This window comes from Brevibacillus fluminis (assembly GCF_052072235.1).
Taxonomy (GTDB): Bacteria; Bacillota; Bacilli; order Brevibacillales; family Brevibacillaceae; genus Brevibacillus_D; species Brevibacillus_D fluminis_A.
This window is the reverse complement of the sequence record NZ_CM125436.1, coordinates 3,188,102-3,200,647: the sequence shown is the minus strand read 5'-3', so window position 1 is coordinate 3,200,647 and position 12,546 is coordinate 3,188,102. Positions and strand designations below refer to the sequence as shown.

The following is a 12,546-nucleotide window of genomic DNA, read 5'->3' as shown; positions in this document are numbered from 1 at the left end:
CAGGGCTTTTTTTACGTGACAGCGCTTTACTCTGGTGTTAGACGAGACTTTATAATGAACCCATCAACAGAATGGAGTGATAATTCGACCGATTGAAAGAAGTTTGACATCACGAGGGGCAAAGGAGTGGTTGTGCGAGCTGGACGTCCGCTGCGCCGTATTGGCAGCATGAGATACGTGATCGTGAGAACGGTTACAATCTGTCATTTCACGTACAAAAAATAACGGATCACAAGGAGGATTGATGTATGGAACATACTGGCGCACCTACGCTTACACGTTCACTTACACTGAAATATGTCGTCTTTTTCGGGCTGGCGTTCATGGCGCCGAAAACGTTTTTCTCGACATACGGGGTTTCTGTGCACAGCACGAATGGCATGATGCCGACGGCTTATGCCATCGCGCTCGTCGTCATGTTGTTTACCGCCTACAGCTATGTTCAACTGGTGAAGGCGTTTCCGAATGCGGGCGCCGCTTATACGTTTACACAAAAATCGATCAGCCCGCATCTCGGTTTTATCGTCGGGTGGACGATCATCATCGATTATTTGTTCAGCCCGTTGATCAGTTCGCTCATCATGGGGATCGCGTTGAAGGCATACGTTCCAGCTGTGCCGATGTCGGTGTGGATCATTTCTTTTGTCGTGCTGTTCACGGTTGTGAATATTTTGGGCATCAAGCTCGCGGCTAGGCTCAATACGTATTTGCTGCTCTTGCAAATCTTGCTGTTCGTGCTGTTTTTCGTTTTGTCGATCAAAGGGCTGCTCGCAGGCAAAGGAGCAGGTACATTGTTTTCTCCCCTTCCGTTCTATGATCCGGCAGTCAGCATGTCGAATCTGCTTGCCGTTGTTCCGATTCTCTGTTTCAGCTTTTTAGGCTTTGATGCGGTGACAACGCTGGCAGAAGAGACGAAAGACCCGAATCGGACGCTGCCGAAGGCGATCTATCTCGTCACATTGATCGGCGGATTTTTGTTCATCGCAGGTTCCTATTTTGCGCAGCTGATTCATCCGGATTTTCATTCTTTCAAAAACCCTCCGTCGGCGTATATGGAAATCGCGATGGATCTCGGCGGCCACTTTTTTACGAGCCTCTTTGTGGCCGTAGGGATTACGGCAAGCTTTGCCTCCGCTGTCGCGTCGGGTACAAGCGCTTCGCGAATTTTGTACGCGATGGGGCGGGAGAACGTTTTGCCGAAAAAGCTGTTCGGCTATCTGTCTCCCAAGTACCATACTCCGGTTTTCAATCTTTTGCTGATTGGCGCTGTTACGCTTGGTGCGCTTTTTCTGGATTTGATGACAGCCGTATCGCTGATTAATTTTGGCGCGCTGTTCGCCTTCTTCTTTGTGAATGTTTCGGTCATCGTGCACTATTATGTCCGGAAGAAACAGAGGTCGTTTGCAGGAACGATTCGCTATTTGGTGATGCCTGTCATCGGAGCTGCACTCATCGGCTTGTTTTTCATCGAGTTGGACGCCCATTCGCTGATCCTTGGCGGTACGTGGCTTTTGCTTGGCTTCATTTATTTGGTAAAAGTAACGAAAATGTTCCGGCAGCCCCCTCCGCAGCTTGCCGTCGAGGAAGCTTGAGCATGTTGTTGGGATAGGAAAGGATGGATTGCAAATGAGTCAGCAGCAAGCTGATCTGATACTTACAAGCAATGCCGTATTTACGGGTCTTGCCGACCGACCCGAACCTGCTTCCATCGCGATTGCAGGCAATACAATCATCGCCATCGGCACGGAAGAGGAGATCAATCGCTACGCAGGCGAGCAGACGAAAACGTATGCGTTTCACGACAAATTGCTCATGCCGGGGTTCCATGATTTCCACCTTCATATCATGCAAGGCGCCGTCGCGCTGGGCAGCGTCAACCTGTTCGCGGCCCGGTCGGAAGCAGAGGCCGTGGAGATGGTAGAAGCATTCGCGGCATCCCGACCGGAGCATCCGTGGATCATCGGGTTTACGTGGGATGCGGGGTACTGGGATACGCAGCAAAACCCGTCATGCCACTCGCTGGATCGAATTCTCCCGGACCGACCCGCCATTTTGTTTCATGCGGAAGGCCATTGCGCCTGGGTCAATTCCAAGGCGCTTGCGGTCGCGTCGATCACGCGGGATACGCCAAACCCGCCGTACGGGATCATCGGCAAAGATGAAAACGGGGAGCCGAACGGCCTTTTGTATGAAAAAGCGATCCATTTGGTGATCCGCCACGCCTTTGATTTTTCCCATGAACAAAAAAGCGAGATTTTCGCGAATTTTTTGGCGCATGCTGCGAGCCTGGGCGTGACAGCAGTTCATGACCTGCATGCCTTAAAAACGATCGAGGCGTATGATGTGTTCAGCCAATTTGAGCAGAACGGGGAGCTGACGACGCGCGTTCACCTGTGGCCTGCGTTGGACGATCTTGAACAAGCCAAGCGACTGCGTGCGGCTTACCGCTCTGACAAGCTGCGCGTATCAGGTCTCAAGCAGTTCATCGATGGCGTGATCACCGCGCGCACGGCATATATGCTCGAACCGTATGCCGATCAACCGGATACGCGAGGAGAGACGTCGTTTCCGCCCGATACGATCAAAAAATGGGTGGCGGCAGCGGACAAGGAAGGCTTCAGCATCCGTTTCCATGCCATCGGGGACGGAGCGATTCGCCTTGCGCTCGATGCGTATGAGGAAGCACAGCAGGCAAACGGCAAACGGGATTCACGCCATGCTGTGGAGCACATTGAAGTGATTCATCCCGATGACATCGGGCGTTTCCACGAGCTTGGGGTCATTGCCTCGATGCAGCCGGATCATTTTGCGATGTCAGAGCGGGGCGTATACACCGAGCGAATTGGAGACGAGCGGGAAAAGCATGTGTTTGCGATTCGTACGCTGCAACAAGCCGGGGCAAAGCTGGCATTCGGGACGGATTTTCCCATCGATGTCCTGAATCCGCTGCTGCAAATTTATCGTGCCGTGACGCGGATCGATAGCAGCGGGAAGACCGTGTGGCATCCGCATGAGCGCATCACGCTTGCCGAAGCGCTGAGAGCGTATACGGCCGGTCCGGCGTACGGATCATTTCGCGAGCACGAGCTTGGCACGTTGGAAGCGGGCAAGCTGGCGGATATCGTTGTGCTGGAGCGGAATCTGTTTGACGTGCCGGCAGAAGACATCCCCGATGTGCAGGTGTGCCTGACGGTTTTTGACGGAAACGTCGTATACGACCGTGCGCGTGTACCCAAAATGGAATAGAAACGAGAGGACATCAGCAGATGCACGTCTGTGCCAATGAACAGATGTGCGTCTGCTGAATGGGAACGAAAAAGAGAAGCAGATAGAAACCGGCGTGCTGGAAAACAGGGGGGACAGAGGATGAATCAGATAGAGGCAACAAAGCTTAAACGTTCACTATCGTTAAAATATGTTGTATTTTTCGGGCTGGCTTTTATGGCGCCGACAACGCTGTTTTCGACCTATGGCGTGGCCGTTCACAGCACGAACGGGATGATTCCGACCGCCTATCTAGTAGCGTTGATCGTCATGCTGTTTACCGCCTATAGCTATGCGCAAATCGTGAAAGCGTTTCCGAATGCGGGCGCCGCCTATACGTTTACGCAAAAATCGCTGAGTCCCCATGTCGGCTTTCTCGTCGGCTGGACGATTTTGCTGGATTATGTGTTCAGTCCCATGATCAGCGCGCTGCTTTTGGGGATCGCGATGGAGGCGTACTTCCCGTCCGTTCCCATGTACATCTGGATCATCGCGTTCATCGTTACGGTCACCATCGTAAATGTGCTGGGGGTAACGGTTGCCGCCCGATTTAATACGGCGCTTCTTTTCTTTCAATTCGGAACGCTCGCCTTGTTCGTGACGTTTTCGGTGAAAGGCTTGCTCAACGGTCTTGGGGCAGGGACGCTCTTTTCGCTGCATCCCTTTATCGATCCGAATGTGAGCATGCCGAATTTCCTTTCCGTCATCCCGCTTTTATGCTTTTCGTTCCTGGGGTTCGATGCGGCGACGACGTTGTCGGAAGAAACCAAAGACCCGCAAAAATCAATTCCGCGGGCGATTTATCTGATCACGCTCATTGCAGGGGCATACTACCTGGTCGGCTCGTATTTTTTGCAGCTCGTCTGGCCTGACTATCAATCGTTTCGGGACCCGGAATCCGCCTACATGGAAATCGCGATGCAGATCGGCGGCAACTTTTTGGTCAGCTACATCCTTGCCGAAGGGATCATGTCCAGCTTTTCCTCGGCGGTAGCATCAGGGGCGAGCGCCTCGCGGATTTTGTATGCGATGGGGCGCGAAGGCGTGCTTCCCCGCAAGGTGTTCGGCTATCTTTCGCCGAAGTTCCGCACGCCGGTCTACAACATCCTGTTGATCGGCTGCATCGCGTTAAGCTCGCTTCTGTTAAGCCTCACGACAGCTGTATCGCTGATCAATTTCGGCGCCTTATTCGCGTTCACTTTCGTAAACCTGTCGGTGATCTCCCATTTTTACATCCGGCAAAAGCAGAGGTCGGCGTCGGGGACGATTCGCTACTTGATCATTCCGCTCATCGGAGCTGCTCTTACCGGACTGTTTTGGGTCAAGCTGGATATTCACTCGCTCATCTTGGGGGGAGCCTGGCTTACCATCGGGTTTTTGTATCTGCTGAACTTGACGAAAATGTTCAGGCAGCCGCCTCCAGAGCTTGGGATTGAAGAGGCGCAGTAAGTGAAAGAGGAGCGAAGGTCCGTTTTTTTACCGATTGAAAAAGTAGTGGGCAGATGCTAGCAAGAAGGATGTGACCCCGTTGAGAGCACGTAAGGCAGGCTCTCGCGAGGGTCTTTTTTAAGTGAAAATTATCTTCGTCAGAGATTCATAGTCTTTTGCTTTCAAAGAAAACGCGTGATCGTTTTAATAGAATGTGATATATTACATTCTATGTGAAATGCTAGAACACCTATCATCATGAGTCGGCTTGAAAGGGAGAGTAAGGAAAGCATGCGGTCCACGCGTTTCATGGGGATGTCGTTGGTTTTAACAGGGGCCGTGCTGTGGGGAGTTTCCGGCACGGTTGCGCAATATTTGTTTCAAGAGCAAAATTTTAGTCCGGAGTGGCTGACGGTTGTCCGCCTGTTGCTGGCAGGCGTCATTTTATTGACAGTCGGCTATCGCACAGAAAAACAGCGGATATGGGCGATCTGGAAAAGCAAGCGTGACCGGTCGAGCCTCGTGCTGTTCGGCCTTTTGGGCATGCTGGCCGTCCAGTACACCTATTTTGCCGCCATCCAACACGGCAATGCGGCTACCGCGACGGTTTTGCAATATTTGGGGCCGGTGCTCATCACCTGCTATGCGGCGATCCGCGCAAAACGGCTGCCGACCCGAAGCGAGCTGCTTGCGGTTGTGCTCGCGATCGCGGGAACGTTTTTACTGGTGACCCATGGCAGTCTCTCCAGCCTGTCGGTATCCGGATGGGCGCTCTTTTGGGGAATCAGCTCCGCTTTTGCATTGGCTTTTTACACGCTGAATCCGCAAGCGTTGCTGGATAAGTGGGGCTCGACGATCATTGTAGGATGGGGGATGCTTGTCGGCGGGATCGGGTTCAGTTTTGTCCATCCGCCGTGGGCGTTTACAGGACACTGGTCGGCCGCGTCGTTCTTCGCCTTCCTGTTCATCATTATTTTCGGCACCGTCATCGCGTTTTATTGTTATTTGGAGAGCTTGCAATACTTGACCGCCTCGGAAACGAGCCTGATCGCCTGTATCGAGCCGCTCTCGGCAGCCGTGTTATCCGTGGTTTGGCTGAATGTGTCGTTTGGACTCGCCGATTGGCTGGGCACGCTGGGGATTGTCGGCACGCTGATCGTCCTTTCCCTCGGCAAGTCGCGAAAGAGAGCGGAAAAAAACACAACGGTTCCGCTATAGAAAGAAGATCACATAAGGAGAGAGACCAGCGCCCCCGGTTAAACGGGGAGTTGCTGGTTTTTTGCTGTGACGCCCGTATCAGCGGGACGAGGTCTCTTCCGGATAAAGTTTGCCATCCTCGCCAAACAGCTCGCGCAGATGCTGATAATGGCGAGCGGAAACGGTAGGAAACACGAATGCGACCTGCCCTTCTTCCAGCACAATCGCATCTGTTTGCTCGATGGAAAACGGCATCTCCATCGTAGACAGCGTTTCTTTCAAATAATGGACTTCATCCCAGGGGACGGTGAAATAAAACGATTTATGGTCCATGCGGCGCGGCTCCTTTCTGCTTCTCGTAACCCTTTGTCCCGACAGACAATAAGAAAAAGAATGGACCCCTCCTTGTTTGCTTCTGCGCCATTTTCCTAGGATTTCAAGAGCTGGTTTCGATCCGTCGTAAGCGGCGGTTGTTCGAGCCATTTTCGTTCCACCATAATATCAAACGTATCTTTGGCGTACGCCATCACATTCGCGATGATTTTGGCGTAGTGAGAGGTGAGATCAGCTCGCATCGATAGCGACAGGGCACGTGAGATCAAGAGGATGTCTACCGAGTTCAATACGTTGATTATTGACATGATGAATTTGTCGGAAAAGGGAGAAACAGTGGATGCTGTCACTTCCATGCTGACAGGCACCGTTCCGAGCAGCTCCTCTTGCATCAGCAGACTGTTAAATAGCTCGATCTGTTGTTCGCTGATTTTTTTGCCTCTGATAATTGCATGTTTCAATTGTTTATCTTCCATTACCTGTGCAAACCCGAGCATGAGAATAACCGAAAAGTAGTTGCGCTCAATATTGAAGAATATTTCGGATAACTCCAATGCATTCAGAGGTCGTTTCGTGCCGATGATCCCGTCGATGAATGAGGTTTTCTGGACGTACTCGTTTTTAGTCGGGTAGTTCATTTTCGGCGGGCGGTCATAAATGCCTTTCTCCAGCATCATTCGCACCGCTTTGCCGAACAACTCGGTAGATGTATGTATGCATTCATTGAAAAAATCCAACACGTCGAGTCGAACGTTATTGGACGCCGTAAATGCGAAGTTAATCATTTCCAGGCGATTCATCATGTAGATGAAACTGAGGGTAAACGTGTCGTGAAAAAGCGGAGGGGCAGCTAAATTCACATCACCGTCGGAAAACCCTGTTGGTATCGGGAAATTTTCAGCAAGAAAAAAATGCTTGATTTTCTCTACTCGATCTTGCGAAATCTTCAGTGCCTCTTCCGCCAACGGAACAATCTGCCCATCCTGAAGATGATGCAGCAGGTAGGTAAGGAAACATACAGCCATGCTTTCCTGGATATAACTCCCCCAAAGTCCCCCGATTTCCGTACAGCTAAATTCGATATTTGCCGGCTTTACCTGAGGTTGCTGAAATGACATATACTCCCTCCACTACACTTTGCTCTCTTCAAGATGTAGTATCCTGGTTGTTTCATTTCTTATTCACATCGGGATTCGACTGGAAAATAACGTTATCGACCGGGGCAAAGTGAAACGAACGGGCAATTTCACTGAATGCATATCCCCTTTGCTAAAAAGACACCCTAATCTTGCGTGGTATTTATAAAAAGTAGGGGCAGATTATGGATAACTTTAGAAATCAATTTCGTAACAGACGTTACATGGCGCACGTCAGCATAATGGGAACAACGCAACTGCATAAGCGTAATCCAATTACAATCGCATGCTGGTCATTGGCGTTTCCCGGCTTTGGACATTTGCTCCTGAATAAATATTTGCGTGGATATGTTCTGATTCTGTGGGAGTTGTTCATTAACCAGAAAATCCACTTAAATTTGGCGATGGTGCATACATTTAACGGTCAATTCCAGGCTGCCAGAGATGTATTGGACCCGAAATTCATGTCACTCTATATCCCCGTTTATTTGTTTGCGATTTATGACAGTTATCGAACGGCTGTTGATATGAACAAAATTTATCTTCTGGCACAAAGGGAGAAAGGACGCTTTAATGAGTTTAGCATCGGAGCGCTAGAGATCAACTACCTCGATAAACGAAAACCTTGGATCGCGGTTGTATGGTCCATGGGAATCCCCAGCCTTGGCCAACTGTACCTCAATCGGATTATTTTGGCTACCTTTATCTTTATCAGTACGATTGTAATCGTCTGGCAATCAAATCTAATTCTAGCCGTACACTATCTCATTCTGGGGGATGTGGATACCTCCTCATCGGTCCTCGATAAGCAATGGTTACTCTATTTCCCTTCTTATTATTTCTTTACCATTTATGATGCCTATGCGAACACCGTGGAAAATAACAAACTGTTTGATGATGCTCAGCGACAATTCCTGATCGAAAAGTACCAGCCAGCGGGGCATCTCATCACAATTGGAGATAAATAAAGATGCAAATTTTTGCCACATTCGAGTATTCACCCTTTGTTGAAATCGCCATTACAGAACTTGAGGAAAAGGGAATAACAGCCATTTACGCCGTACCGCTTGATTTGCGTAAAAAAGAACCGAGACTTCTTGATAGCATCCATCGAGCGGATGGACTGTCATTTATCGATAAAGGGATGATTTTTGCCTTTCTGTTTGGTACCATTGGTGCCAGTAAAGGGTTCGTTTGGCAAGGAGGGCCGATTATCTGGGGAATTGTCGGTGCAGTCTCAGGCTTTGTAATCGGAGTTTCCCTGAGTGGGTTCATTTACCTTTTGAAACGAAACAAAAAGCAACATCAACTTAAAAAAGGGAAAAAGGGGGATGTCATCCTCATCGTGACGTGTGAGGACAATCAGGCGTCCGTTGTAGAAGATATACTCTGGGACCATAAAGCTCTTGGCTTGGCCCGAACGAGATGAGAAACCAGGCCGGGCGCGCTCCATCATGCGATGCCAGAACATGCGTACAGCCAGGACGCAAACAAGAGCCTGCCATCCGATGATTGGCAGGCCCTTGTTTGTTTTTACGTTACCCGAAAGTCGGGAATCCGTGCCATATTCGACGACATGACAGACGGCAGAACCAACCCCTTTGGCGGTTGTCGTAACCACACCGCCAAGCACCAGGCATGTCTATGAAAAAGATTTGACAGGAATGGGCGAAAATCCTTTTGCACGCATCCTCTTGACTTAGAGACAGCTCTAAGGTGTAAGCTAGGTTCAAGTCGACGGCAAAGGGAGCTCCAACGCATGAATATAAAAGAAGCTGCGGAAAGAACCGGACTTTCTGCACACACCATCCGTTTTTATGAACGAAGCGGCCTGTTTCCCAAAATCAAGCGGACGGCAGGCGGGGTCAGGGATTTTAGCGAAGCGGACATTCAGTTTCTGCTCTTTCTGACCGCGCTCAAGAAAACAGGATTGTCACTGGAGAGCATGGCTACATTTACCCAGGAAGGGTGCATTCTCCAGCGTTTGGAGGCGGGGAACATGCCGCAGGAGCCGGTGAGGCAGCGGCTGGCGATCTTGAAAAGCCATCAGCAAGCATTGCTTGAGCAGCAGCGCGAAATCGCTGCATTGATCGAATTGGTCGGAGAAAAAATCGACTACTATGAAGCGTATTTGCAAAACGGCGACGAAAGAGAGACGGTACACGATGAAGAGGGAAACGAGCACCTATGAAAGAGGACTTGAGACGATGAACCAGATCGTCGGTGAAGCGGGAGCGCGCACACGGGATCATTTGCGGGCGATCTTGCCTGATTTTGAGCGGATGCTGGTCGAATTTCCGTTTGGAACGGTCTACAGCCGCCCGGGATTGGATGTAAAAACGCGTGAGATCGCGACGGTTGCTGCTTTGACAGCGCTCGGCTATGCGATCCCACAGCTGAAAGTCCATATTTATGGCGCGAGACGGGTTGGCTGTACACAGGAAGAGATCAAGGAGATTATGATGCAAATGGCGGTTTACGCGGGTTTTCCAGCCGCTTTGAACGGGCTTGCGGCTGCAGCGGACGTGTTTGCGGAGGAAAAAGGGGAGGAGGCGCAAGCGACATGGTAACGACCCAAGGAACCATCACGTGGCTCGGTTTCGGCGGCTGCTTGATCGAGACGCCGGGGGGCAAAACGATTTTGATTGACCCGTGGGTGAAAAACAATCCGGTGTGCCCCGAGCAAATCCGACAGATGGAGCAGGCAGACTACATTTTCCTGACCCATGCGCATCGCGATCATGCGGAAGACGCGGTATGGCTTGCGGAGAAAACGGGAGCGACCGTCGTGGCGGGATGGGAGCTGGCGTTTCTGCTCCAGAAAAAGGGACTGTCGGCAGTGCTGCCGATCAACAAAGGCGGAACGCGCAAGCTGGGCGAAATCGCGGTTACGGCCGTTCATGCTGATCATTCCGGGGCATATGTGGATGGCGATCAGATCGTCTATGGCGGCGAACCGATGGGCTTTGTCATCACTTTTGAAAACAGCTATACCATCTATCACGCGGGGGATACGAATGTGTTTGGCGATATGGCCTTGATCGCGGAGCTGTATGAACCGAAGCTGGCCTTGCTGCCGATCGGGGATGTGTATACGATGTCTCCTCGCGAGGCGGCCAAGGCGGTGCGCCTGCTCAATGTCGAGCGTGTCATGCCGACGCATTTCGGCGTGCTAGATTTCTTGACCGGCCGTCCAAGCGAGCTGGCGCGACTGCTCGCTGATCGGCCGGACGTCACGGTCCATGATGTAGAGCCGGGAGGGACCATTTCATTGGGTTGGTTATAGGATGACAAACCACTCCAATCATCTTCCTCCTGGGCTGTCAACCGTTCAAGGCGCACGCTCGATGTCCTTCCGGCGGAGCGTGCTTCCAATCAGGTTGAAATGGATGGGTGAAGATGGGCAATTCTTATTAATTTTCCGGTTTTGAACCCAAATATGCGTAAAATATGATATGATCCAAGCATCGCATACTTGGGAGGAAGCTATGAGACAATTCGTATCCTTGGTCGGAATCGTCGCGCTCCTCTTGATCGGTTGTTCGAAAGAGAGCGACGTTCCGCCAGCACAGTCAGCTACAGCAGCGATCCAGCAGGATCAAGCCGTGCCAGCGCCTGTCGAGGAGAAGAAAAGCGTCGAATGGGTTGCCGGCCGCCTTTTGGAAATTTCCAGCCAGTATTTTGCCATGCTGGGGAAGGCGCAGGATAAGGCTCTGACTTTTGAAGAGTTCCGGAACAAACTACATAGCATCATGACAGATTCCTTTATCGATCAGGAGAATTTGCAGCAATTTTACACGGCAGGCAATGGCTTGACGGAATTGTTTTTGTTCCACTATGAAAAAGGCGCGTTTGATGCGCGAACGACGATTTTGGAGCAAACCGCTGAGCGGATCAAGGTGAAAACCATGTGGTTCGCCAATGAACTGAACAGCGGCTACTATGAAATCAGCACGCTTGTGAAAAGCGGCGACCGCTGGGTTTTGGACGCCAAAGAATCAGAGCCTATCCCCGAGCGCGGTTTTGAGCTGACACCGGAAGAGGCAACGGTTTATATGAAAAGCTATCCGTACTATGATAAGCCGGTTGCCTCGATCAAGTTTGTCGGGACCAAAACGCTGGAGGGCTCTTCGGTATATGGCCAGTTTTATGAGTTCAACTGCGACGGGACCACGTACTACATCTCCCCGGTAGATGGGTACATATTGGACGCCAACATGGAGCGATTTTAAGCGGACCCGCACTGAACAGAAAAAACCTTGATTGCTCAAGGTTTTTTCTTGTTTTACGAAGACTGGATTTCTGCAAACGGAGCGATGCCTGCCAAGCTTTCTCTGGTAAAACAATAACGGGCTGGACTGATCGTTGTAATCACGCCGGTAAACGGTGCGAGCAGAGGGGTGTCGTTCCATGTCCCCAACGCTGTCCCGCGCTCGCAAATGATGCCTGGTTCTACGGCAGGAAGGAACAAGCCCGGCTCCTGGGCGACCAGCGTCGTGATTTCATCATAGAACGTGACGGGGTGGCCTGGCACGGAGGCAGACAGCACACCCAGGTGATGCAGGTAGCGAATGACGGCGCGGCTGCATTCCTCGGCAGCAGCGACATCGATCGTTCCCCCAGGCTGTCCTGCCGGCAATTCGATGATCAGCGCCTTTTGGCCTGCATGGCACGATTCCACGAACAGCTGGCCCCGCGTCCCGCTCGATTGGATGATGATGGGGAGAGCGAGCGCTTCTGCCAATTCGCGCAATTCAGGAAATTCTTTATACAAGGCAAGCGTGTAGGTAGCGCCCCCGTTGCCAACGCAATGCAGATCAACGATATAATCGACGTCACGGGTTCCTTGCCACAAGGCGTGGGCAAGTTGGTGTGTAGGACCGCCGTTCGGGCTGCCCGGGAAAATCCGGTTCATATCGATATGATCGAAAGGGGAAAAACGGGTGCGGTTGCGAAAAGAAGGCGGGTTGCAGACGGGTATCACCTTGACGTATCCATTGACCGTCAAGTCGCCAAGCGCCTTTATCAACAGATTGGCCGCGTGGATGGCCGTCTGTTCATCGCCATGGATCGCTGCGGTGATAGCGACGCGCGGACCTTGTTTCTGTCCAAACTCGTATACGGTAAAACGGGTCAAATCCTGTTCAAAACGTACGTCACGCATGTGGGCAAAATCCTCCTTTTTTAT

13 protein-coding genes are annotated in these 12,546 nt (G+C 51.2%); 10 read left to right on the top strand and 3 right to left on the bottom strand.

Annotated elements, in window-relative coordinates:
- Nucleotides 1-248 precede the first annotated feature (248 nt).
- The 4 genes from ACTID9_RS15885 to ACTID9_RS15870 all read left to right on the top strand — a co-directional run bounded on the left by ACTID9_RS15885 (nt 249) and on the right by ACTID9_RS15870 (nt 5,910).
- Nucleotides 249-1,592, top strand: coding sequence for an APC family permease (locus ACTID9_RS15885; RefSeq protein ID WP_441065464.1), 1,344 nt, complete (start codon nt 249-251; stop codon nt 1,590-1,592).
- Between the two features lie 34 nt (nt 1,593-1,626).
- Nucleotides 1,627-3,246: an amidohydrolase gene (locus ACTID9_RS15880; RefSeq protein ID WP_441065462.1), complete on the top strand. Its 1,620-nt coding sequence runs from the start codon at nt 1,627-1,629 to the stop codon at nt 3,244-3,246.
- A 120-nt stretch (nt 3,247-3,366) separates the two neighbouring features.
- Complete coding sequence (locus tag ACTID9_RS15875) at nt 3,367-4,713, top strand: APC family permease (protein ID WP_441065460.1); 1,347 nt, start codon at nt 3,367-3,369, stop codon at nt 4,711-4,713.
- Nucleotides 4,714-4,950: 237 nt separating this feature from the next.
- Nucleotides 4,951-5,910 carry a DMT family transporter gene (locus tag ACTID9_RS15870; protein ID WP_441065458.1) on the top strand — a complete coding sequence of 320 codons (960 nt, stop codon included), beginning with the start codon at nt 4,951-4,953 and terminating at the stop codon, nt 5,908-5,910.
- A gap of 78 nt (nt 5,911-5,988) precedes the next feature.
- On the opposite strand, the gene ACTID9_RS15865 is transcribed toward ACTID9_RS15870, so the two are convergent.
- Together ACTID9_RS15865 and ACTID9_RS15860 are read right to left on the bottom strand one after the other, a co-directional pair.
- Nucleotides 5,989-6,222, bottom strand: coding sequence for a hypothetical protein (locus ACTID9_RS15865; protein WP_441065456.1), 234 nt, complete (start codon nt 6,220-6,222; stop codon nt 5,989-5,991).
- A gap of 95 nt (nt 6,223-6,317) precedes the next feature.
- On the bottom strand, nt 6,318-7,340 hold the full coding sequence (locus tag ACTID9_RS15860; RefSeq protein WP_441065455.1) for a DUF3231 family protein: 1,023 nt from the start codon (nt 7,338-7,340) through the stop codon (nt 6,318-6,320).
- A gap of 203 nt (nt 7,341-7,543) precedes the next feature.
- Between ACTID9_RS15860 and ACTID9_RS15855 the strand changes: the two genes are divergently transcribed.
- The 6 genes from ACTID9_RS15855 (at nt 7,544) to ACTID9_RS15830 (ending at nt 11,590) form a co-directional block, all read left to right on the top strand.
- Nucleotides 7,544-8,326 carry a hypothetical protein gene (locus ACTID9_RS15855; protein WP_441065453.1) on the top strand — a complete coding sequence of 261 codons (783 nt, stop codon included), beginning with the start codon at nt 7,544-7,546 and terminating at the stop codon, nt 8,324-8,326.
- Nucleotides 8,327-8,328: 2 nt separating this feature from the next.
- A complete protein-coding gene (locus ACTID9_RS15850) occupies nt 8,329-8,787 on the top strand; it encodes a hypothetical protein (RefSeq protein WP_441065451.1) in 459 nt (152 codons plus the stop codon).
- A gap of 330 nt (nt 8,788-9,117) precedes the next feature.
- Nucleotides 9,118-9,549 carry a MerR family transcriptional regulator gene (locus ACTID9_RS15845; protein WP_441065449.1) on the top strand — a complete coding sequence of 144 codons (432 nt, stop codon included), beginning with the start codon at nt 9,118-9,120 and terminating at the stop codon, nt 9,547-9,549.
- Nucleotides 9,524-9,928: a carboxymuconolactone decarboxylase family protein gene (locus ACTID9_RS15840; protein WP_441065448.1), complete on the top strand. Its 405-nt coding sequence runs from the start codon at nt 9,524-9,526 to the stop codon at nt 9,926-9,928. The genes ACTID9_RS15845 and ACTID9_RS15840 overlap by 26 nt, the downstream gene beginning before the upstream one ends.
- Nucleotides 9,922-10,644, top strand: a complete 723-nt coding sequence (locus ACTID9_RS15835) for a metal-dependent hydrolase (RefSeq protein WP_441065446.1) — start codon at nt 9,922-9,924, stop codon at nt 10,642-10,644. The genes ACTID9_RS15840 and ACTID9_RS15835 overlap by 7 nt, the downstream gene beginning before the upstream one ends.
- Before the next feature lie 202 nt (nt 10,645-10,846).
- Nucleotides 10,847-11,590, top strand: a complete 744-nt coding sequence (locus ACTID9_RS15830) for a hypothetical protein (RefSeq protein ID WP_441065444.1) — start codon at nt 10,847-10,849, stop codon at nt 11,588-11,590.
- 53 nt (nt 11,591-11,643) lie between these two features.
- On the opposite strand, the gene ACTID9_RS15825 is transcribed toward ACTID9_RS15830, so the two are convergent.
- On the bottom strand, nt 11,644-12,522 hold the full coding sequence (locus tag ACTID9_RS15825) for a succinylglutamate desuccinylase/aspartoacylase family protein (RefSeq protein WP_441065442.1): 879 nt from the start codon (nt 12,520-12,522) through the stop codon (nt 11,644-11,646).
- Nucleotides 12,523-12,546 lie beyond the last annotated feature (24 nt).

Coding starts and splice junctions, on each gene's coding strand:
- ACTID9_RS15880 (WP_441065462.1), top strand. CDS start 1,627: ATGAGTCAGCAGCAAGCTGATCTGATACTTACAAGCAATGCCGTATTT.
- ACTID9_RS15870 (WP_441065458.1), top strand. CDS start 4,951: ATGAGTCGGCTTGAAAGGGAGAGTAAGGAAAGCATGCGGTCCACGCGT.
- ACTID9_RS15875 (WP_441065460.1), top strand. CDS start 3,367: ATGAATCAGATAGAGGCAACAAAGCTTAAACGTTCACTATCGTTAAAA.
- ACTID9_RS15850 (WP_441065451.1), top strand. CDS start 8,329: ATGCAAATTTTTGCCACATTCGAGTATTCACCCTTTGTTGAAATCGCC.
- ACTID9_RS15830 (WP_441065444.1), top strand. CDS start 10,847: ATGAGACAATTCGTATCCTTGGTCGGAATCGTCGCGCTCCTCTTGATC.
- ACTID9_RS15825 (WP_441065442.1), bottom strand. CDS start 12,522: ATGCGTGACGTACGTTTTGAACAGGATTTGACCCGTTTTACCGTATAC.
- ACTID9_RS15840 (WP_441065448.1), top strand. CDS start 9,524: ATGAAGAGGGAAACGAGCACCTATGAAAGAGGACTTGAGACGATGAAC.
- ACTID9_RS15845 (WP_441065449.1), top strand. CDS start 9,118: ATGAATATAAAAGAAGCTGCGGAAAGAACCGGACTTTCTGCACACACC.
- ACTID9_RS15835 (WP_441065446.1), top strand. CDS start 9,922: ATGGTAACGACCCAAGGAACCATCACGTGGCTCGGTTTCGGCGGCTGC.
- ACTID9_RS15860 (WP_441065455.1), bottom strand. CDS start 7,340: ATGTCATTTCAGCAACCTCAGGTAAAGCCGGCAAATATCGAATTTAGC.
- ACTID9_RS15855 (WP_441065453.1), top strand. CDS start 7,544: ATGGATAACTTTAGAAATCAATTTCGTAACAGACGTTACATGGCGCAC.
- ACTID9_RS15865 (WP_441065456.1), bottom strand. CDS start 6,222: ATGGACCATAAATCGTTTTATTTCACCGTCCCCTGGGATGAAGTCCAT.
- ACTID9_RS15885 (WP_441065464.1), top strand. CDS start 249: ATGGAACATACTGGCGCACCTACGCTTACACGTTCACTTACACTGAAA.